This is a genomic window from Flavobacterium sp., assembly GCF_965284515.1.
In the GTDB taxonomy this organism is placed as follows: domain Bacteria; phylum Bacteroidota; class Bacteroidia; order Flavobacteriales; family Flavobacteriaceae; genus Flavobacterium.
Genome location: NZ_OZ260089.1, coordinates 2311785 through 2335663 on the forward strand (window position 1 = coordinate 2311785; position 23879 = coordinate 2335663).

General features: G+C 31.2%; 16 protein-coding genes. 6 read left to right on the forward strand and 10 right to left on the reverse strand.

Annotated features, from left to right (window positions below):
- Positions 1–89: 89 nt before the first annotated feature.
- Complete coding sequence (locus ACQ65T_RS10820; RefSeq protein ID WP_430401096.1) at positions 90–2279, reverse strand: glutamine synthetase III; 2190 nt, start codon at positions 2277–2279, stop codon at positions 90–92.
- Positions 2280–2787: 508 nt separating this feature from the next.
- Between ACQ65T_RS10820 and ACQ65T_RS10825 the strand changes: the two genes are divergently transcribed.
- From ACQ65T_RS10825 to ACQ65T_RS10835, 3 genes are read left to right on the forward strand one after another with little or no spacing between them, the layout of a single operon-like run.
- A complete protein-coding gene (locus tag ACQ65T_RS10825; protein ID WP_430401097.1) occupies positions 2788–8388 on the forward strand; it encodes a gliding motility-associated C-terminal domain-containing protein in 5601 nt (1866 codons plus the stop codon).
- 14 nt (positions 8389–8402) lie between these two features.
- Complete coding sequence (locus ACQ65T_RS10830) at positions 8403–9341, forward strand: PorP/SprF family type IX secretion system membrane protein (RefSeq protein ID WP_430401098.1); 939 nt, start codon at positions 8403–8405, stop codon at positions 9339–9341.
- 10 nt (positions 9342–9351) lie between these two features.
- Entirely contained in the window at positions 9352–11313 is a 1962-nt protein-coding gene (locus ACQ65T_RS10835) for an OmpA family protein (protein ID WP_430401099.1), read from the forward strand.
- Positions 11314–11350: 37 nt separating this feature from the next.
- Here ACQ65T_RS10835 and ACQ65T_RS10840 read toward each other — a convergent pair whose 3' ends face one another.
- On the reverse strand, positions 11351–11872 hold the full coding sequence (locus tag ACQ65T_RS10840) for a hypothetical protein (protein WP_430401100.1): 522 nt from the start codon (positions 11870–11872) through the stop codon (positions 11351–11353).
- A gap of 95 nt (positions 11873–11967) precedes the next feature.
- On the opposite strand from ACQ65T_RS10840, the gene ACQ65T_RS10845 reads away from it, so the two are divergent.
- The gene (locus ACQ65T_RS10845; protein WP_430401101.1) at positions 11968–12111 is read left to right on the forward strand and encodes a hypothetical protein; all 144 of its coding nucleotides are present in this window, start codon (positions 11968–11970) and stop codon (positions 12109–12111) included.
- A 60-nt stretch (positions 12112–12171) separates the two neighbouring features.
- Here the strand turns inward: ACQ65T_RS10845 and ACQ65T_RS10850 are convergent, their stop codons facing one another.
- The gene (locus ACQ65T_RS10850; protein WP_430401102.1) at positions 12172–15597 is read right to left on the reverse strand and encodes a methylmalonyl-CoA mutase family protein; all 3426 of its coding nucleotides are present in this window, start codon (positions 15595–15597) and stop codon (positions 12172–12174) included.
- A gap of 133 nt (positions 15598–15730) precedes the next feature.
- Between ACQ65T_RS10850 and ACQ65T_RS10855 the strand changes: the two genes are divergently transcribed.
- Positions 15731–16441, forward strand: coding sequence for a DUF4197 domain-containing protein (locus tag ACQ65T_RS10855; protein WP_430401103.1), 711 nt, complete (start codon positions 15731–15733; stop codon positions 16439–16441).
- Between the two features lie 152 nt (positions 16442–16593).
- Here ACQ65T_RS10855 and ACQ65T_RS10860 read toward each other — a convergent pair whose 3' ends face one another.
- The 7 genes from ACQ65T_RS10860 to ACQ65T_RS10890 form a co-directional block, all read right to left on the reverse strand.
- Entirely contained in the window at positions 16594–17385 is a 792-nt protein-coding gene (locus tag ACQ65T_RS10860) for an alpha/beta fold hydrolase (protein ID WP_430401104.1), read from the reverse strand.
- 61 nt (positions 17386–17446) lie between these two features.
- Positions 17447–18247 (reverse strand): ABC transporter substrate-binding protein, encoded by an 801-nt coding sequence (locus tag ACQ65T_RS10865; protein WP_430401105.1) that lies wholly within the window; start codon positions 18245–18247, stop codon positions 17447–17449.
- A 10-nt stretch (positions 18248–18257) separates the two neighbouring features.
- Positions 18258–18758 carry a hypothetical protein gene (locus ACQ65T_RS10870; RefSeq protein WP_430401106.1) on the reverse strand — a complete coding sequence of 167 codons (501 nt, stop codon included), beginning with the start codon at positions 18756–18758 and terminating at the stop codon, positions 18258–18260.
- Position 18759: 1 nt separating this feature from the next.
- Positions 18760–19599 carry an orotidine-5'-phosphate decarboxylase gene (gene pyrF, locus ACQ65T_RS10875; RefSeq protein WP_430401107.1) on the reverse strand — a complete coding sequence of 280 codons (840 nt, stop codon included), beginning with the start codon at positions 19597–19599 and terminating at the stop codon, positions 18760–18762.
- 8 nt (positions 19600–19607) lie between these two features.
- On the reverse strand, positions 19608–19967 hold the full coding sequence (locus tag ACQ65T_RS10880) for a four helix bundle protein (RefSeq protein ID WP_430401108.1): 360 nt from the start codon (positions 19965–19967) through the stop codon (positions 19608–19610).
- 60 nt (positions 19968–20027) lie between these two features.
- Positions 20028–21101, reverse strand: a complete 1074-nt coding sequence (gene prfA / locus ACQ65T_RS10885) for a peptide chain release factor 1 (RefSeq protein WP_430401109.1) — start codon at positions 21099–21101, stop codon at positions 20028–20030.
- A gap of 133 nt (positions 21102–21234) precedes the next feature.
- The gene (locus ACQ65T_RS10890; RefSeq protein WP_430401110.1) at positions 21235–22701 is read right to left on the reverse strand and encodes an aminoacyl-histidine dipeptidase; all 1467 of its coding nucleotides are present in this window, start codon (positions 22699–22701) and stop codon (positions 21235–21237) included.
- Between the two features lie 95 nt (positions 22702–22796).
- On the opposite strand from ACQ65T_RS10890, the gene ACQ65T_RS10895 reads away from it, so the two are divergent.
- On the forward strand, positions 22797–23873 hold the full coding sequence (locus ACQ65T_RS10895; RefSeq protein ID WP_430401111.1) for a DUF3810 domain-containing protein: 1077 nt from the start codon (positions 22797–22799) through the stop codon (positions 23871–23873).
- Positions 23874–23879: the final 6 nt, after the last annotated feature.

The window sequence follows — 23879 nt, forward strand, 5'->3', positions numbered from 1 at the left end:
AAACTTTAAACGCATAAATTTAGTATAAATTGTACAAAAAACCCATCATAATTATGATGGGCTTTAAAGACTTTACATTTACTATTAGTCTATTTTGTAAACAGCAACTCTCTGTATTTAGTTAGAGTCCACATTTCATCATCAACTAACAATTCTAATTTATCTGAATGATATCTAATTTCTTCAAAGAATGGTTTTACTTCATTACAATACGCAGCAGCTTGTTTTTCAGCATCAGTAAGTAAATTTGCTTTTTTACGAGTTTCAACCATTGCCTCTACTTTTGAAATAATACCTTCGATATGCTCAGAAATTTCTTTAATCATTTTGATTTGCTCTTTTGCAATAAGCTCAAAATCTTTTCCGAAAATTTCTTTTAAACCCCTAACATTATCAATTAATGTATTTTGGTACTTAATAGCTGTAGGAATTACATGGTTACTAGCGATATCTCCAAGAACTCTTCCTTCAATTTGAATCTTTTTAGTATATTCTTCCAATTCAATTTCGTAACGAGATTCAACCTCTATATGATTCATTACAGCCATTTCTTCAAAAAGAGCAATTGCTTTTTTAGAAACTTTAGCTTTTAAAGCCTCTGGAGTAGTTTTATGATTACTCAAGCCTCTTTTCTTAGCTTCTTTTTCCCAAGCTTCACTATAACCATCTCCTTCAAAAAGAATAGCTTTAGTTCCTTTAATATACTCTCTTAAAACATTAAAGATGGCATCATCCTTCTTCATGTCTTTCTTTTCTATCAAGGCATCAACCTCAGCTTTAAAGTCTTTCAACTGTTTTGCAACAATTGTATTTAAAGTAGTCATCGAAACAGCACAGTTTGCAGTAGAACCTACAGCTCTAAATTCAAATTTATTACCTGTAAATGCAAAAGGAGAAGTTCTGTTTCTATCTGTATTATCTAAAAGTAAATCGGGAATTTTACCAACAACATTCAACTTTAAATCGGTTTTTTCTTCTGGAGATAATTTTCCTTTCGAAACACCTTCTAATTCTTCTAGAACTTTCGTTAATTGTTGACCAATAAATACTGAAATAATAGCTGGAGGCGCTTCATTTGCTCCTAAACGGTGATCGTTACTTGCAGATGCAATAGAAGCTCTAACCAATTCTTCATTATCATGAACGGCTTTAATCGTATTGATAAAAAATGTTAAGAACTGTAAGTTGCTCATAGGCGTTTTACCAGGACTTAACAGATTAACTCCAGTATCCGTGGCTAATGACCAGTTATTATGTTTTCCTGAACCGTTCACCCCTTTAAAAGGTTTTTCATGAAATAAAACTTTGAAATCATGGCGTTCTGCAACTTTTTGCATTACATCCATTAATAAAGAGTTATGGTCAACTGCTAAATTTGTTTCCTCAAAGATTGGAGCCAACTCAAACTGATTTGGAGCAACTTCGTTATGACGTGTTTTAACTGGAATTCCTAACAACATACATTGATTTTCTAAATCTCTCATGTATTGTAATACACGTGTAGGAATAGAACCAAAGTAATGATCATCTAACTGTTGTCCTTTAGCAGAAGTATGACCCAATAACGTTCTACCAGTAGCCATTAAATCTGGACGCGAAGAAGCTAAAGCAGCATCAACCAAAAAGTATTCTTGTTCCCAACCTAAAGTAGGCGTTATCTTTTTTACATTTTTATCAAAATATTTTGCAACATCTGTAGCTGCAGCATCAATAGCAGTCAATGCTCTTAATAAAGGTGTTTTATTATCTAAAGCTTCACCTGTATAAGAAACAAAAACCGTTGGAATACATAAAGTTGTACCAAAAATAAAAGCAGGTGAAGTAGGATCCCATGCTGTATAACCACGTGCTTCAAATGTATTTCTAATTCCTCCATTTGGGAAAGAAGAAGCATCTGGTTCTTGTTGAACTAATTGAGTTCCTCCAAATTTCTCAACAGGATCACTTCCATCCATAGATGTTTCAAAAAAAGCATCATGCTTTTCTGCAGTAGTTCCTGTTAATGGCTGAAACCAGTGCGTATAGTGTGTAACATTTTTTGACAATGCCCATTCTTTCATTCCCATTGCAATATGCTCTGCAATTTTTCTGTCAATTTTTGTTCCATGCTGAACTGCGCTTTGAACAGCTTTATACGCTTCATCTGTTAAAAAAAGACGCATTGCTTTATCATTAAAAACATTTGAACCAAAAATTTTAGACTTTCTGTCTAATTCATCTACAAAAACCGGTTTTCTACCTGTTGCGCTTTGTAAAGCTTGAAATCTTAAAACTGCCATAAAATGAGATTTAAAAAAGTTTAACCCTTGTTAATTTGATGCAAATATACTTAAAAATATTAAATAAAATACTTTACCCCTCTTTTTTATAGGGGTAATCATAAATTATAATAAAAAATAATAATAAAAAAAAAAACGATCCCTCTAGACATTTTCCTTTTCCCTAATGCAAATTATTACTTAGGGCGTTACAGAAAGTTATTTTCTAAAGGATTTAAAAAATTAAATTTTATGAAAAATAATTTTCAAAATACTAACTTATACCAAGGAACTATATAAAAATATAAGAAAAAACCATTTCAGTTAAATTTAAGCAAACGTCAGATTATCAAATAAATAACAATACCCAAATAAAAAAACTTGCATGTTAAAAAAAAGAATTTAAAATCAAGAACAACACATTCCATAAAAAAAAATAACATTTAAGAAAAAAAATGTTAATTAATTGCTAAATTTTCTTTTATTTGTATTGATTAAATCTATTCAACCGTTACAAAAACGCTAAAATATGAGTAAAAAAAACTTTTTATTGAAATTGCTATTTACATTTTTTCTTTTAATCACATTTAATAGCAAAGCCATTGCTCAATGTGCAGGAAACAATAATTCAATTACCATTTGTACAAAAGAAAGTTACAACCAAGGAATAGGTAATCCTAACGGAGTCTTAAACCTTTTTCTTTTATTGGGTGGTGGAGCTGTACCTGGAGGAACTTGGACAGATCTCAATAGCTCAGGTGGTTTAAATCCATCAACCGGTATATTAAACACATGGGCTATCAACATAGGTGGTGTTTTCAACTACAGATATACAATAACAGGTATTCCTGGTTGTACGATTAATACAGCTATAATAACAGTAACTTTGGGTGGTTTTCCTGGAGTAAACAATCCAAATGCAGTTGCATGTGAAAACAATTCAATGGTACCACTATTTAGTTTTCTAGGGAGTTTCCCTAATCCCCATTTTAATGGAACATGGAGCGGCGGACCTGTTGGTGCAACTACTGGAAATTTCTTTAACGCAGTATCTGCTGGAATAGGAACATATACACTTACTTATACAGTACCAGCTGTTGGAACCTGCCCATCAAGATCGGCTGATGTCACATTAACAGTACATGAATTACCAGATGCAGGAATTCCAACACCATTGATATTTTGTGAAACTGATGATTTTTCAGCATATACTAATCTAGATTTATTTGACCAATTAACTGGTGAAGATTCTGGAGGATCATGGTCAGAAAATAGTGGAACAAGTGAATTATCTGGTCCAGGGGATTCTTTTATTGATATTCAAAATATTGCCACAACTTTTGGACCTGGAACTTATACATTTACCTATACTGTTAATCCAAGTCACCCTATTTGCGCACCATCATCTTCAAATGTTGCAATAACAATTGAACCTGTTGTTGATTTAAATGGTGCTACATTAGCAGTTGCTCCAGATATTTGTTTTGATGAAATTGGAACAACACCCGTAATTGGAACTATTACTCAAGGTGTGAATCCAATTCCTGATGGCACCTATGATATTACTTATGAAGTATCCGGAGCTAACTCAGGAACAGAAACTGTTACTGTCACTTTTTCTGGTGGAGTTGCAACCTTTACTGTTAATCCTAGTTTTATGCTAGTAGTGGGAACTAATACTGTTGAAATTACAACTGTTATAGATACAAACACTACATTAAATTGTACAAGAACAATCACCACATTAATAGATACATTCATAATAAATGAAAATCCAAACATTTCAGATACTCAATTAACTATAGATGATTTCTGTATAAATGAAACAGGTCAAGGTGTATTTAATGATATAACCTCACCTTTAATTGAACTAAGTGATGGAACCTACATTATAACTTTTGACATTACTGGTCCAGGAGGAACGGTAACCGGTCAATTTACAACAATTACAGTCACAAATGGAAATGGAATATTTTCAATTCTAAATGCATTAACTCCTGTAGATGGAAATTATTCACTAACCATAACAAATATAGAAAACACAGCAACCAATTGTTCTAGTGCAGCAAATTTGACTGATACTTTTGAAGTATTTCCTATTCCTGATGCACAAACAATAGCTGTAACAATTGATGATATTTGTGATGGCGAAAGTGTAATTGTAACTATTTCAGGTGCGACAAATCTAACTGATGGCTTATATGACATTATATATGATTTATCAGGAGCAATTGTAGCTTCTGGACAAATTGAAAACAATGTTTTATTTACAGGTGGTAACGCTAGCTTTACATTACCAAATGGTATTTTAGCAATTGGAGTATCTACCTTAACAATAACCAATTTATTTAATTCTATTTCAACATGTGAAACAACGGTATTTACAAACCCGAGTGCGTCTTTTGAAATACATGCTATTCCTGATGCAAGTGACATTAACATAACAGTTGATGATGTTTGTTTAGGTCAAGATGGATTAGTAAATATATTTGATATTAATATAGGTACAGCTCCAGAATTGACAAATGGAGACTACACCATTACATATGACTTATCTGGCGCAAATGTCGTTTCTGGACAAAGTGTAATTGTAACTATTAATAATGGAACTGGTTCGTTTACAATACCATCATCTCAATTAACAAATATTGGGAACACTACCATTACAATTGTAATTATTACAAATAACACTACAGGATGTGATGCAATAGGTGTTCCTATTATTACAACTTTTGATGTATTAGAAGTCCCAATTATAGATAATGTAAGTATTTCTGTAAATCAACCTATTTGCCAAGGAGAAAATGCAACTGCTTCAATTAGTGGAGCAAGTATCAACGATGGAAATTATGATTTAGTTTATGATATTACGGGATCTAACACAGTAATTGGACAAGTAGTTTCAGTAGTTTTTTCAGGAGGAAATACTTCGTTTGTAATTCCTAACACTCAAATACCTGTCGTTGGAAGTTATACCATAACGATAACTAATATTGTTGATAACAATACACCAAATGCTTGTTTAAATGCAGTAACAAATGTAACTACAACATTTGTAGTTAGTGAAAACCCAGATACCTCTAATACAAATTTAACGGCAGTTGACCCAATTTGTTTAGGGACTAATGGTACAATTACTTTAACTGACATAATTGGAACATTAAGTGATGGAAATTATATCATTACTTATGATGTATCAGGAGCAAATATTTCAGTAAATGAAAGTACAAGTGTAACAATTTCAGGAGGAACAGGAAGTTTTTCTGTACCGTCTTCAATATTAACAAATATAGGAATTACAACAATCACGATTACTTCAATTACTAATACTGCAACAAATTGTTCAAGTATTGCTAATTTAATTGTGAATTTTGAAATAATCCCCCTACCAGATACAACTGGGGCAACTATAAACGTTATTGAACCAATATGTTTAGGACAAAACGCAACTGCTAATCTTAATGGACCTGCACTTCCAAACGGAACATATTCATTAACTTATGATTTAAGCGGCGCAAATAATAGTAATGCAAACCTTACAACAGTTGCAATAACTGCTACTAATGGTTCATTTACTATTCCTAATACATTACTAACCAACACAGGGGTTACTACTATTACTTTAACATTACTAACTAATGACACAACAGGTTGTACAGTTTCTGGCCTTTCAATAACTGATGATTTCATTATTAGCCCTATTCCTTCAATCGATATAAATGAAGTAACAATAAATGACATTTGTATTGGAAGCGATGCATCTGTTGAAATAATTTCACTAGGAGGGTTAATAGATGGTAACTATCAAATTAATTATTCAATATCAGGAGCGAATGGTCCTTCTAATCAATCTGCAAATGTGGTAATCACTGGTGGTAATGGAGTATTTACAATCCCTAGCGGACTTTTAATTAATACCGGAACTACAATAATAACATTTACAGGAGTAACTAATCTAGACACTACATGTTCTAGTTTGTTAAACTTTAGCATTAACTTCTTAGTAAATGCATTACCAGATGTAAATCCTAATGAATTCTTAATAGATGACATATGTATTGGCCAAGATGCCATAGGAGTTATTTTCAATGCTTTAAACTTAGTTGATAGCGATTATTCAATAACTTATAATTTAACCGGAAGTAATATAATAAGCAATCAAATAGCAAACATTACTATATCAGGAGGTACTGGAACTTTCATAATTCCAAGTGCATTATTAACCAATTTAGGAACTACTACAGCAACTTTAATTTCAATTACTGATCTTGCTACAGGATGTACTACAAGCCCTATTCTGATTAGTGATGACTTTATTATCAACCCTCTTCCTGATACAACTGGTACAACTGTTTTAGTTACAGAGCCAATTTGCCTTGGAGACATTGCTACAGTAACTATAAATTCTCCACTTTTAACAGATGGTACTTATAACATCACTTATGATTTAACTGGAGCAAACACAGTCTCAGGAAGCAATACAGTAATTCTTGTTGGTGGAGTTGGAAGTTTTACAATTCCTGCATCTGAAATTACATTAAGTGGAAATTATACTATATTAATTAATACAATAACAAATCCAGTAACTGTATGTTCTGGAACCAGTAGTGTAATTACAGATGATTTCGTAGTGAATCCATTACCTGATTTATTACTTTCAGAAGTTTCAATTGAAGATATTTGTATTGGAAATGATGCTTTTGTAGAAATTTTTAGCCTTGGTGGCCTACAAGATGGAGATTATGATTTTACATATTCTATATCAGGAGCAAATGGACCTAGTTCACAAACTGTTTCAGTTACTATTTCTGGAGGAATTGGGATTATCGTTATACCTAATTCAGATTTATCTAACATAGGATTGACAACTGTATCAATAGAAACAATTGTTAATACTACAACAACTTGTTCTTCAAGTTTCACAGATTTATTAATTAATTTTAACGTTAATGACTTACCTAACGTTACTCCAAACGATTTAAATGTTGACGACACTTGTTTAGGTCAAGATGCAATTGGAAGTATCCTTAATGCAATTAATCTAACAGATGGAGATTATACTTTTACTTTTGATTTAACAGGAGCAAACATTGCTACTAATGAAAGTACAACTATTAACATGAATAGCGGAAATGGTTTCTTTACTATTCCAAGTTCATTATTAACAAATACTGGACTAAGTACAATCATAATTACTTCTATTACTAATGTAACTACTGGATGTACAACAACAGGCTTAAGTATTTCAACTGATTTTACAATTTTAAGTTTACCTGACATTACAGGCATACTTGTAAGTGTTGATGACATATGCCATACAGATGATTTAATTGTTAGTTTATCAAATGCATCATCTCTTAATGATGGTGATTATACTATTATTTACGATTTAAGTGGTGCAAATAATAGTTCTGGAAACTCTATAATTACTACTGTAACAGCAGGAGAAACAACGTTTATTATACCACAAAGTTTATTGCTTAACATAGGAATAACAACTATAACAATTCAAGATTTTATATTCGATATTTCAACTTGTGGAGCTAATATAGCAACATTAAATCCTGTAGACTTTGAAATTTCAGATCCTCAAGCACCAACATTAATTATTGGCGGAGAAGTATTCTGTATACAAGACAGTCCTACAATTAGTGATTTAACAAACAGCGTAAATGAAAGTGGAACAATTATTTGGTATAATTCATCAACTGGTGGTTTTGCTTATAATAATTCAGATTTATTAATTAACAACACTACTTACTACGCAAGTATTACTAATGGAACAGGATGTGAAAGCTCTTCGAGACTTGAAGTAACAGTTGATTTGACTGGATGTTCAGAAATATTTATTCCAGATGGTTTTTCTCCTAATAACGATGGGCTAAACGATGAATTTTACATAAAAAATATTGAAGATTTATATCCAAATTTTGAATTAGAAATCTATAATAGGTATGGTAACATAGTATACAAAGGAAATATAAATACTCCTAGGTTTAATGGTAAAGCTAATCAATCTACTTTAATAGGAAAAGATATTTTACCAACTGGAGTATACTTCTACATTGTATATTTTAACGACTCAGAGAACACTAAACCAGTTCAAGGAAGATTATATTTAAGTAGATAATTTAAATAAAGAAAATGAAGAAAATAAACTTAATATACGGAATATTACTATTAACATTTAGTATTTCTCATGCGCAACAAGACCCTGAATACACTCAATATATGTATAATATGAGTGTTATAAACCCTGGCTATGCAACCAACGAGGTGGGTGTTTTAAATTTTGGTGGAATATATAGAACACAATGGGTTGGAGCTGTTGGAGCTCCTACTACTTCATCATTCTTTTTTCACACACCATTAAATGAAAAATTTGAAACCGGTTTAAATATTGTAAAAGATGAATTAGGTGAAAATGTACTTAGCGAGACAACAATATCTGCTGATTTAGCGTATGTTGTTACTCTTTCTAATAAAGCCAAGTTATCATTAGGAGTAAAACCTGGTGTAAATTTCTTCAATACGGACTTCAATGGGTTTAGACTTAATGATGACGACATTAGTTCTGATCCAGCATTTCAAAACATAAGCCAAACTTTTTTTAATTTAGGTGTAGGAACTTTCTATTTTACAGATAAATACTATTTAGGGTTATCAGTTCCTAATTTTTTACCAAACAAACATTTAAAAGAAGCAAGCGGAATTAATGCCATTGGAATTGATGAATTACATTTCTTTTTTACAGGTGGTTATGTTTTTAACATTTCTGAAAAAGTAAAATTCAAACCAGCGTTTATGTCTAAAATTGTTAAAAACTCTCCATTATCGCTAGATATAACTGCTAATTTCTTATTATTTAACAAATTTGAAATTGGAGGTTCTCATAGATTTAATGATTCTTTTAGTGGTCTTGTTAATTATAGAATAAATGAAAAACTAAGAATTGGTTATGCTTATGACCATACTGTAAATAACCTTGGAGAATTCAATTCAGGTACACATGAAATAATGATTCTATTTGACTTAGATCAATTCGGAATAAAAGGATATGATAAATCACCAAGATTCTTCTAAAAATAAAATTATGAGAAAAATTATATTATTATGCTTAATCATAAGTAGTTTTAGCGTTTTCGCACAAGATAATCAGTTACGTAAAGCTGAAAAATATTACTTAACTGCTGATTATTCAAAGGCAGCTGAACAATTTTCAACTTTATTGAATGAAGAAGTAAAGAATCCTGAAATCTTAAAAAAAGCAGCAGATTCTTACTATTTCATATCAAATTTTGAAAAAGCAAGTCTATTGTACAAAGAATTAATAGAGAATTTCAAAGAAAGTATAGATGAAAAATATATTTTTAGATATGCTCAATCATTAAAAGCAGTTGGTAATACAGAAGATTCTAATAAATGGATGAAAGTATATGAGAGTGAAATGACCGAGACAGTGTATAAAGCAACAATAGAAAAGTTAGAAAATATTAAAAGCCAAGGAAATAAATTTGAAATAAAAAATGTTATAATTAACACTCCTTATTCTGATTTTGGACCAACAGTATATAACAATCAATTTGTGTTTTCTTCACCAACAAAAGAAAAAAAAATATTTTCTAAAAAATACAAATGGAATAATCAATCTTATTTAGATTTATATACTACCGAAATAAAAGATAATAAATTAGATAGCATTGTAAAACCATTTTCAGAAACTTTAAATACAAAGTTGCATGAAGCATCAGTAGCCTTCTCTAATGATGGTAAAACAATTTACTTCACTAGAAATAATAACGAAAAAGGTAAAAGAAAAAAAGATGCAGAAAAAATCACTCATGTTAGTATATATTCTGCAGAATTAATTGGTAACGAATGGACAAATGTTAAGCCTCTTCCTTTTAATGGTTTAACCTATTCAACAATGCATCCATCACTAAATAAAGACAATACAAAACTATACTTTTCTTCTGATATGCCAGGAACTATTGGTTCTTTCGATATTTTTTATGTAGAGATTGATGCAAACGGAAAGTTTGGAAAACCTATTAATCTAGGTAATCAAATAAACACTAAAAACAGAGAACAGTTTCCTTATATTTCAGATGAAAACAAACTGTTTTTTGCTTCAGATGGACATATAGGATTTGGATTATTAGATGTATTTTTAGCTGAAGAAACTAAAGAAGGTTATTCTAAACCTTTAAATTTAGGGTTACCTATAAACACAAACATGGATGACTTCTCATTTATTTATAATGACAACTCGAAAAGAGGATTTTTCGCTTCAAATAGACAAGAAGGAAAAGGTGATGACGACATCTATAGTTTTTTACAAATATCTCCTTTAAAAGACTTTCAGTACTTTGTTCAAGGGTCAATAATTGATTCTGAATCAGAAGAACCTATTGAAGGAGCTAAAATTGAAATGTTTGATGAGAAGGGAAATAAAACAGCAGAATCGATTGTAGACAAAGAAGGAACATTCTATTTTGATTTACAACCTGGTACTTTTAAGTTAGCAACTTCACATCCTGATTTTATTCCTGCTGAAAAAACGTTCACTGTTTTAGATAACGGTAACAGTAAAACAGAACAAATAATAAAAATGCAAAGAATTCCAAAAACATTTTTAGAAGAATTAATTGCTGAGGAAGGTGAGCCAAAAGTTATCACTGATGATGGTGTTTTAATGTTTGATCTTCCTGAAATATTATTTGATTTTGATAAATTTAATATTAGAGACGATGCTAAAGTACACCTAGACAAACTTGTAGACAAGTTATCAAGATATCCACAAATTGATATAGCAATTGGCTCTCACACGGATAAAAGAGGTACTGAAGCATACAATGAAAAACTTTCTCAAGAAAGAGCAACATCTACGATGAATTATCTAATTGAAAAAGGAATAGACGCAAATAGAGTTACAGCAAAAGGTTATGGAGAAAGCAAACCAAAAGTGGATTGTGATGATCATGAATGCTCTGACGCAGAACATCAAATAAATAGACGAAGTGAATTTGTCATTATTGTGAAAAAAGAAGAATAAAAAAAAGACCTCATTAATGAGGTCTTTTTTTTATACATTATAACTTAATTTTTGTGATTTTTGATTCATCAATATTATAATGTTCTTTCACTGCTTTATAATCATTGAAATCAAGTTCACTAGAGTTTTTATTTCCAAAATATGCAGGAATTATTACAACTCTAAATACTTGGTCTAATTTATATGCATTTGATAATCCAGGTAAATCATAACCAAACAGACTAACTTTAGCATCATATTGTGTAAAATCGTTATCATAACCAAAATCTAATGTACCGTCGTTAAAATAATAAGTTTCAGGCATTGGTTTCCATACATCACCAGCAGAACCATAATCTGACAAACGATAAACTAAAACCATATCAGAAGCATAAATAGTATGTGGATAATCTAAAAATACGCTATAACCATTACCTGAATGAAAATCAACATTTGAGTATTCAAAAACTTCACTAATTGTATCGTAGTCAACATTATCAGATACAATTACTTCTTCCTTAACACAACTTTGTAACGTTATCATTCCAATAAACGCTATCAATAAAGTAATTTTTCTCATAACTATAATTTTTAAAGATTAATATAGCAACAGTAATTCAATAGTCGTGCCAAAACAATTTTTATTAAGTTTGTAATCTAAAAAAAGAGTTTAAAATGGGAAGAAACAACGAAAGAAATATAAAAAAACATAACGATAAATTACACAAAGAACAAGACAAGGCTAAAGCTAAGAAAGTTGCTCGTGCTGAAAAATTAAAAGAAATTACCCGTAAGTTTAACGAGAATAAAAAAATATAAAAACAAAAAGCCTTTCTGTCTAGAAAGGCTTTTTGTTTTTAATAATGAGTACTTTATATTTTACATATTTCGTCTGTATTGGCCACCAACTTCGAATAAACCTGAAGTAATTTGACCTAAAGTACAATATTTAGTAGCATCCATTAATAGCTCAAATAAATTTTCGTTTTTAATTGCTGCTTCTTGTAATAGATTAATTTGCTCTTTTACTTTATCCGCATTTCCTTGATGAAGATTTTCTAAAGTTTTAATTTGAAATAACTTCTCTTCTTCAGTAGCACGAATTACTTCAGCAGGAATAACTGTTGGGGAACCTTTAGAACTCAAGAACGTATTTACTCCAATAATTGGAAATTCACCCGTATGCTTCAAAGTTTCATAATACAATGATTCTTCTTGTATTTTACTTCTTTGGTACATGGTTTCCATTGCTCCAAGAACTCCACCTCTTTCGGTAATTCTATCAAACTCAGTTAAAACTGCTTCTTCTACCAAATCAGTTAATTCTTCAATAATAAATGAACCTTGTATTGGGTTTTCATTTTTGGCTAAACCTAATTCCTTATTAATAATCAACTGAATCGCCATTGCTCTTCTCACTGATTCTTCTGTTGGAGTTGTAATCGCTTCATCATAGGCATTGGTATGCAACGAATTACAGTTGTCATAAATTGCATATAATGCCTGTAATGTTGTTCGAATGTCATTGAAGTCGATTTCTTGGGCATGTAAAGAACGACCAGATGTTTGAATGTGATATTTCAACATTTGAGCCCTTTCGTTTGCACCGTATTTCAACTTCAAGGCTTTTGCCCATATTTTACGCGCTACACGACCAATTACTGCATATTCAGGATCGATTCCATTTGAAAAGAAGAAAGATAAATTTGGACCAAACGCATTGATATCCATTCCTCTACTTAAATAGTATTCTACATACGTAAATCCATTTGCTAAAGTAAACGCTAATTGTGTAATAGGATTGGCACCAGCTTCTGCAATATGATATCCTGAAATAGAAACCGAATAGAAATTACGAACATTTTCTTTAATGAAATATTCTTGTACATCACCCATTAAACGTAAAGCGAACTCTGTTGAAAAAATACAAGTGTTTTGCGCTTGATCTTCCTTTAAAATATCCGCTTGTACAGTTCCTCGAACTTGCGCTAATGTTTTTAGTTTAATATCATTATATACATCTGCAGGCAAAACTTGATCTCCAGTAACACCTAAAAGCATTAATCCCAAACCATCGTTACCTTCTGGTAAAGCACCGTTATAAGTTGGTCTTTCTGTACCTTTTTCTTTGTAAATGGCTTTAATTTTAGCTTCAACCTCAACTTCTAAACCATTTTCTTTAATATATTTTTCACAATTTTGATCAATAGCCGCATTCATAAAGAAACCAAGCAACATAGGTGCGGGACCATTAATTGTCATTGAAACCGAAGTTGCAGGGTGACTTAAATCGAATCCAGAATATAATTTCTTAGCATCATCTAAACAACAGATTGAAACCCCAGCATTTCCAATTTTACCATAAATATCAGGTCTATGATCTGGATCATTACCGTATAAAGTTACCGAGTCAAAAGCGGTAGACAAACGTTTTGCTGGCATTCCTAAAGAAACATAGTGAAAACGTCTATTTGTTCTTTCTGGCCCACCTTCACCTGCAAACATACGTGTTGGGTCTTCCCCTTCACGCTTAAAAGGATATAATCCAGAAGCAAACGGGAATTCACCTGGTACATTCTCTTGTAAGTTCCATTTTAAAATATCGCCCCAAGCTTGATACTTTGGCAAAGCAATTTTTGGAATTTGAGAATGCGAAAGTGATTCTGTATGTGTTTGAATTTTTATTTCCTTGTCACGAACTTTAAAGCTGTAAACAGGGTTTTTATATTTATTAACTTTTTCATCCCAAGTTTGAATGATTAACCAATTGAATGGATCTAAATTCATTTTTACTCGGTCGAATTCTTTTACTAACAAAGAAACGAATTCTTTGTTTGAGTCATTAATTTGTAATGACTCTTCAATAATTCCTGCTTTATCAAATTGAGGTAAATTTCCGTTTACCGATTCAATAGTTTTGAAAATTCCGTATAACTTTTGTGCTACTTCTACTTGCGTTAAAACCGTTTCATCATACTTACGATTGTTTTCCGCAATTTCAGATAAGTAACGCGTTCTATGTGGAGGAATTACGAAAATTTTCTCGCTCATTTCACGTGTAATCTTAAAAGTAGATTTTAGATCAGATTCGGTTTTCTCTACAATTTTATCCATTATAGATTTATACAATGTATTCATTCCCGGATCATTGAATTGCGAAGCAATAGTTCCAAAAACGGGCATTTCATCAGGATTTACATCCCAAAGGTTATGATTGCGCTGGTATTGTTTTTTCACATCGCGTATAGCATCAAGAGCACCTCTCTTATCAAATTTGTTTAGGGCTACTAAATCAGCGAAATCAAGCATATCTATTTTCTCTAATTGAGTTGCAGCACCAAATTCTGGTGTCATTACATAAAGAGATACATCAGAATGGTCCATAATTTCAGTATCACTTTGACCAATTCCAGAAGTCTCCAATACAATTAAATCATATTTAGCTGCTTTTAATACTTGAATTGCTTCCGCAACATATTTAGACAAAGCCAAATTAGATTGACGTGTAGCTAACGAACGCATATAAACTCTAGAATTGTTTATCGCATTCATTCTAATTCTATCACCTAAAAGCGCACCACCTGTTTTACGTTTTGATGGATCTACTGAAATCAAACCTATTGTTTTCTCTGGGAAATCAATTAAAAAACGACGAACTAATTCATCTACTAAGGAAGATTTTCCTGCACCACCTGTTCCAGTAATTCCTAAAACAGGAATTTTAGAAGTTTCGTTTGATTTATGAATCTTATCTAAAATAGGTTTTGCAATTTCAGGGAAATTTTCAGCTGCCGAAATAACACGTGCAATTTCTCTTGGGTTTTTATTTTCTAAATGATCTGCTTCAGTTGTTAGTTTATCACCTATTGGATAATCTGCACGTTTTACCAAATCATTAATCATTCCTTGAAGACCCATTGCTCGGCCGTCGTCTGGAGAATATACTTTCTCGATTCCGTAAGCATGAAGTTCTTCTATCTCGACTGGAAGAATTACTCCACCTCCACCAGCAAATATTTTAATATGTCCTGCTCCTTTTTCAGCAAGCAAATCAAACATGTATTTTAAATATTCTGTATGTCCTCCCTGATAAGATGTCATTGCAATAGCATTTGCATCTTCTTGAATAGCTGTATTTACAACCTCCTCTACACTTCTATCATGTCCTAAGTGAATTACTTCACATCCAGTGGCTTGAATGATTCTTCTCATGATGTTAATTGCAGCATCGTGACCGTCAAAAAGTGACGCAGCAGTAACAATTCGTACTTTATTATTAGGAATATAAGGTTGTTGTTGTTCCATGTGTAATTTTATCTAAAATTAAAGCTTGCAATTTACGAATTTAATAATTTTTATTCCACACTTTTCAATAGATTTTACAGCTATTTAAAAAAAGGCATTATCTTTGATTTAATTGAAAGAAATTAAAAATATTATGAAGAAAATTACATTAAGTTTATTAGCCTTTACATTATTTGGATGTGCAGAAATGCAACAAGTTATAGATCAATTACCTCAGGGAACTGTTGGATTGAGTCAACTAGACATTGCTAACGGTCTAAAAGAAGCTCTTGATAAAGGAATAGACCAACAAGTTTCAAAATTAACAGCAACTGACGGATTCTATAAAAATGAAGCTGTTAAAATTTTATTGCCTGAAGAATTACAAGCGGTTGATAAAAAATTACGTCAAATAGGACTTTCTAGTCTTGCTGATGAAGGTTTAAAGGTTTTAAATAGAGCTGCTGAAGATGCTGTAAAAGAAGCAACTCCTATTTTTGTTGATGCAGTTAAACAAATGACATTTTCAGACGCTAAAAACATTTTAATGGGTAATAATACTGCTGCAACATCTTATTTAGAAAATTCTACATCTACAGCTTTATACGGAAAGTTTAACCCAGTAATTAAGAACTCTTTTGCTAAAGTAGGCGCAGATAAAGTATGGACAAATATTATTACTAAATACAATGCCATTCCATTTGTTAATAAAGTAAACCCTGATTTAACAGATTACACTACAAACAAAGCAATGGAAGGTGTATTTAAAATGATTGCAGTAGAAGAACAAAACATTAGAGGAAACTTTAGCGCTAGATCATCTGATTTATTGAAAAAAGTTTTTGCGATGCAAGACAAAAAATAATTGTTAAAAAATTAGCATTCAATAACATACAAATAACAAAACCTTAACATAGAACAAAAATATTATTCAGATATTTGCAGTGTTAAAAGTGAGATTTCTCATATTGGTTAGGTTAGTTAGAAAAAATATCCACGTCTTAGGACGTGGTTTTTTTATACAATAAATTTTCTTTGAATATATGAAACCACAGTAGTATTAAAAACCATTGCTTGCTCTACATTAACGACGTGTCCACAATTTGGAACAACAAAAAGTTCTGAAGTCTTAAAATGATTTTTAACTACCTCTTTAACAGCAGGCAAAAACATATAATCTTCTTCACCCATTACATATAAAGTTGGAATATCTAATTCTATTTGTCTAAAATAACGAAGGATTGGATTTATTTCAGCTGTAAGTTTAAACCATTTTATAAATTCTTTTTGGTATAATTTTTTTGCTTCATTAATAAATAAAAGTCGAGATTTCTTATGATTTTTTTTAGGCATAATTACAAATGCAAAAAACTTATACAAAATCAAATATGGAAGAACGTATTTAAAAGCATTCCCTAAACGCATTAAAACTTGTGAACGAAAATTCATTTTTAAAATAGCGCCACCTAAAATCATACTCTTCACTTTTTCAGATTGTATTTCCGCCAATTGACGTATTACAATTGAACCCAGAGATATTCCAACAAAATGTGATTTTTTAATTTTTAAGAAATCTATGACTTCAATTACATCTTCTGCAATTGCTTTAAAAGTGTATTTTTGTTTAAAGTTTTTTGAAAGAGATTTGTTTGAATTTCCATGTCCTCTTAAGTCAACTACTAAAACATTAAAGTGTTTTTGAAAATCACGGATTTGTTTGAACCAAATAGAAGAACTCCCTCCTGCACCATGAACAAAAGTTACCCATTCTGGTGAAGTGTTATTTTCATATACGGTGTAAGAAATCAAAAGATAAATTAATTTTTATCAAATATAGAATAATTAAACGCTTACCCTACTTAAACAAATTTTAAATTTTACTATGCAATGTCTTAAAATAGGAGAACGCTTTTACTAAGCGAGAACCATACCAAGAAAACATTTCACCATCAACAAAAATAGTAATAGCATGATGAGTAAATCGTCCTATTTCAAATGCGTGTTCGTCTTTAAAAGGAAAAGGCTCAGAAGAAAGAAAAACATAATCCGGATCACCCTCTAAACGAATTTTCTTCAATTCAACTTCAGGATAACGACCTTCTTTAGATTCATAAATATTTTGAAAACGATTAAATTTCAACATTTCATTAATAAAAGTTGAATTACCAGCAACCATATATGGATTAGCCCAAATAAAATAAGCCGCTTTCTTTATAGGTTTATTTTGAATGAAATTTTGAAAATCGTGATACACAAAATTGATTTTATCAATCCATTTTTGAGCATCAGTTCGTTTATTGAAGATTTCTCCAAAATCACAAATCATTTGGTTATTATCTGCAATAGTGTAAATATCTGTTACCCAAACCGGACAAATTGCACTTAACTCATCAACAATTTCTTTAGTATTTTCTTCTTTATTGCAAATAATAATATCAGGTTGAAGTGCTTTTATTTTATCAAATTTGATGTTTTTAGTTCCACCAACAATTGTTTTAGTAGATTTTAAATAAACAGGATGAACACAAAACTTAGTTATACCAACCAAAGCATCTTCTAAACCTAAATCAACTAATAATTCGGTTTGAGAGGGCACTAGTGAAACTATTCGTTTTGGAGTAGTTTCAAAAGTATGCTGCGTTCCTAATTGGTCTACTAAAATTTTTGACACAAACTTATCTTTAATTTCTATCTAAAATTTTAGATATTTTCTTATTGTTAACCAGTAATACATAACCAAGAATAATATTTAAAAACTCCGAAACTAATCCAAAATAATTAACTTCTTGATTATCTATACTATATAAACTAACTTCTTTTTTAAATGCATTTATTAAATGATATAAAAAATCTGGGATTCCATTTACAATCATAATTCCAGCTATGATTGTAACTGAGAACAAAAGAATTGATTCCGAAGTTAAATTACCCAAAACTACATTGTCATCATCAAAACCACTATCTAAATTAAGTATATTAATGATTAGATTGGCTTTAAAAATCAAAACAAACAACAAGGCTAAAATAAGAAGTACACTTCCAATCATAATTAAAATATATGCTAAATTAAAATCATATATATAACTTGAAAATAATTGAGGTACAAAATAAAAAATGGTTGTAATACAACTATATAAACCAAAAACTTTAATTAACAATCTAAAAAAATCTCTTTTTGTCATCTTATTTACTTTCTAAAATAGTTTCCATTTCAACTTGCAATTTCAATGCTTCTTCTCTTGCTTTTTCAGCAAAATCGGTTCCACTTGAAGCGTAAATAATTCCACGAGAAGAATTAATAAGTAATCCAACATTCTCGCTCATTCCGTATTTACAAACTTCAGATAAACTTCCGCCTTGAGCGCCTACACCAGGTACCAATAAAAAACTATTTGGCACTATTTTTCTAATTTCAGTAAAATATTCTGCTTTAGTTGCACCTACAACATACATAAGATTCTCTGAATTTTTCCAAGCTTTAGAAGTTTCTAAAACTGTTTTATATAACTCTTTTCCTTCTAAATTTTTCGTTTGAAAGTCAAATGCACCTTCGTTTGAAGTCAATGCTAGCATAATAGTATGCTTGTTTTCGAAAGCTAAAAAAGGCTCTACAGAATCTTTACCCATATATGGAGCAACGGTAACCGAGTCAAAATTTAAATCTTCAAAAAAAGCTTTCGCATACATTGAAGAAGTATTTCCAATATCTCCTCTTTTTGCATCGGCAATGGTGAAAATTTCAGGATACTTTTCGTTGATATAATTAATCGTTTTTTCTAAAGATTGCCAACCTTTAATTCCATAAGCTTCGTAAAAAGCAGTATTTGGTTTATATGAAACACATAAATCGTGTGTTGCATCAATAATTGCTTTATTAAATTCGAAAATCGGATCTTCAGTATTCAATAAATGTTTTGGAATTTTATTTAAATCGACATCTAAGCCAATGCAAAGAAATGATTTTTTAGATTGAATTTGTTCAATTAGGTGTTGGGTGTTGGGTGTTGGGTTGTTAGTTACCATAAAAACAATTATATTTTTGAATCAACATATTTCTTTAAAGATTGAATTCTCTTTTGAATTATATGTAATTCTTCTATTATGTTCGAATATTCTTTCTTATTAATAAAATTAATTTCTTTAGCAATTTCTAATTGCGTTTCAAGTTCAAAAGCAGAACCTAAACTTATTTGCAAAAAACGAGAAAAATCTTTTTGAGAAGTTCGCGAGCATCCTTCAGCTATATTTGAAGGAATAGAAACTGCACATCTAGTTATTTGAGAAACCAATCCAAATTTTTCAGTATTTGGAAAACTCTCAGTTAATAAATAAATATTTTTAACTAAGATTACAGAACTTTTCCAAACCTCTAAATCTCTAAAATTTCTCATTCAAAATTAATTATATAAAAAAGGGTAACTAAAACCTGTTACCCAATATCTAATACCTAATTAAAAAACATCGTGCTCTTTTAATTTTTCAGTATTGTTAACCAATTGAAGTTCGTCAATAAACTTCTGAATTTTACCATTCATTACTCCGTCCATATCAAAAACATCTAAACCAATTCGATGATCTGTTACACGACCTTGAGAATAGTTATAAGTTCTAATTTTAGCCGAACGGTCTCCAGAACTTACTTGAGAAGTACGTTTTACGGCATCTTCTGCTTGTTTGATAGCTAATTCTTTTTCATACAAACGAGAACGTAATACAATAAATGCTTTGTCCTTATTTTTATGTTGCGACTTTTGATCTTGACATTGCGCCACTAAACCTGTTGGAATATGCGTTAAACGAACTGCCGATTTTGTTGTATTTACCGATTGACCTCCAGGACCTGACGAACAAAAGAAATCTACACGAACATCATTCATATCAATTTGTACATCAAACTCTTCTGCTTCAGGTAAAACCATAACTGTTGCTGCCGAAGTATGAACACGACCTTGAGTTTCCGTTTGAGGAACACGTTGTACACGATGCACACCAGCTTCAAACTTTAACGTTCCGTATACATCTTCACCTGTAACTTCAAAAATAACCTCTTTGAAACCTCCAGAAGTTCCTTCACTTACATCTACAACAGAAGTTCTCCAACCTCTAGCCTCGCAATACTTCGTATACATACGAAATAAATCTCCTGCAAAAATAGAAGCTTCATCGCCACCTGTACCAGCACGAATTTCAACCATAACGTTTTTAGCATCTTCAGGATCCTTAGGGATAAGCATGAATTTAATTTCCTCCTCAAGTTCAGGAATTCGTTCTTTTGCCTCTTCCATTTGCATTTTAGCCATTTCTACCATCTCAGCATCAGAACCATCTGAAAGAATTTCTTGTGCTTCTTGAATGTTAGCATCAAGAGTAATATACTCTTCACGTTTATCTACTAACGCTTTTAAATCTTTATATTCTTTGTTCAGTTGCACATAACGTTTTTGGTCGGCAATAATATCTGGCTGAATAATCAAATCTGATATTTCGTCGAAACGTTGTTTTACATATTGCAATCTATCTAACATAATACTCTTTTATTTTGGAGTGCAAAGTTAAGAAAAAAAATAATCAGTTTTTAATCTTAAACTAATAGTATTTAGTATAAAAAAAACAAAAAACCTCGTTCATTACAAACGAGGTTTTTTTATGAATAATTTTTTAGTTTTTCATTGGAATATTTTCCAACACTTCTAATACAAATTTCCAATATTTTTGAGCAGAAGAAATACTTGCTCTTTCGTCTGGACTGTGTGCTCCTTTTATGGTTGGTCCAAAAGAAATCATGTCCATATCTGGATAATTAGTTCCTAAAATTCCACATTCTAATCCAGCGTGACAAGCCACAACATCAGCTTTTTTACCGTTTTGCTTTTCGTAAATAGAGCTTAAAACATCCAATATTTCAGATTTTGCGTTGGGTGTCCAACCTGGGTAACTTCCCGAGAATTCGACTTCGCAACCCATTAATTCAAATGCTGAACGCAATGAATTCGCTAAATCAAACTTAGCCGTTTCTACTGAAGAACGTGTTAAACATTGTGCGCTTAGTTTTCCATCGCCCACAATTACTTTTGCAATATTGTTTGAAGTTTCCACTAAATTATCAAAATCAGCACTCATTCTATACACACCATTATGCGCAGTATATAATGCTCTAACTAAAAAATATTGTGCCATTGGTGGCATTACTTTTTTAGGAGTAGTTTCTGATTTCTCAATTACGATTTCTAAATTAGGCTCTGTAGTTTTTAATTCTGCTTTTATCTCGTTGATGATTTCTTGCATATCAAATACAAAAGCTTCATCATAAACATTTGCAATAATTACTTCAGCAACACTTTCTCTAGGAATTGCATTACGTAAACTTCCTCCTTTTATAGAAGCAATTTGCAATCCAAAATCGTCATAACCGTTAAACAATAAACGATTCATGATTTTGTTCGCATTTCCTAATCCTTTGTGGATATCCATTCCGCTGTGTCCACCATTTAAACCTTTTACAGTAATGGTATAACCAACTGCAATTTCAGGAGCATCTTCTTCATCGTATTCAGCTGTAGCGGTAACATCAATTCCCCCAGCACATCCAATATCAATTTCATCGTCTTCTTCCGTGTCTAAATTTAAAAGAATTTCTCCTTCTAACATTCCACCTTGTAATCCCATTGCACCTGTCATTCCTGTTTCTTCATCAATCGTAAATAAAGCTTCAATTGCAGGATGCTTAATTGTTGTACTTTCTAAAACTGCCATAATTGTAGCTACTCCTATCCCATTATCGGCTCCAAGAGTAGTTCCGTTTGCACGAACCCAGTCTCCATCTACATACATTTCAATTCCTTGTGTATCGAAATCAAAAACAGTATCGTTATTTTTTTGGTGCACCATGTCTAAATGCGATTGCATTACAATGGTTTTTCTATTTTCCATTCCAGTAGAAGCCGGTTTTTTTATAATTACATTTCCTACGTTATCTTTTATGGTTTCAAATCCTAATTTCTTTCCGAAATCCATCATGAAAGCAATTACACGCTCTTCCTTTTTAGACGGACGAGGCACTGCATTTAAATCGGCAAATTTATTCCAAAGTTCTTTTGGTTCAAGGTTTCTAACTTCTTGGCTCATTCTTTTTGTAGTTTTAAAGTGTCAAAGTACAAAGTTACAAAGTTTAATTTCTTTATGAATTGATTTGTAATTATATTTACTTTTTAAAAAACAACGTGAAAAGAAAACACATACTTCCTTTACTTTTAGTTGTCCAAATTATCTTGGTTAAAACCTTGGCTTTATTTCCTGAATTTGTGGAAAATTGGTACAGCAAAGGTTTGTATCCTAAAATTGCTTTTGTTTCTCGAAATGTTTTTGGCAACATTCCTTTTTCAGTGGGCGATGTTATGTATTATATTTTACTATTTCTGTTATTTCGATGGATTTGGAACAACAGAAAAGGTTTTTGGAAAAATTGGAAAACAAACGGATTAACTGTATTGAGTTGGTTTTCAATCTTCTATTTTTTCTTTCATTTTTTATGGGGAATGAATTATTACCGCATTCCACTTCACCAAAAACTAAACATTAACAAAGAATACACTTTAGCAGAACTAGAAGTATTTACCCAAAAAATGATTACTAAAACAAATGCAATTCAGTTCGAAATCACCAAAAACGATACAATTGCAGTTCACATTCCTTATTCTAATGATGAACTGTTTGAATTGGCACAAAATGGTTACAAAAACTTACCGGAAGCTTTAAATGACTTTCAATACCATTACAAAAGCACAAAGGCTTCCTTATTTAGTTATCCATTAAGTTATATGGGTTTTGGTGGTTATTTGAATCCGTTTACCAATGAAGCGCAGGTTAATATTTTAAAACCAAAATACAATGCGCCTTTAACTACTACACACGAAATGGCGCACCAAACCGGAATAGGAAGCGAAAGTGAATGTAATTTTATAGGTTTTATTGCAGCTTCCAAAAACGAAGATGTTTATTTTAAATATGCTGCGTATAGTTTTATAGCGCGTTATTGTCTACACAACCTAGAAATGATGCAAGAAGGAAAATCCGAAAAATTTCTAAAAACTATAAATAAAGGGGTTTTGAAAAACTTTGATGAAAACGAACAGTTTTGGGAAAAGTACCATACGCCTATTGATACTGCTTTTGAAATTTTTTACGACAATTTCTTAAAAGCAAACCAACAACAAGACGGTTTAGAAAGTTACAGTAAGTTTGTTGGATTGATGATTGGGTATGAAAAAACAGGGATTAGTGATACGGGATTAGACTAAAAAAAC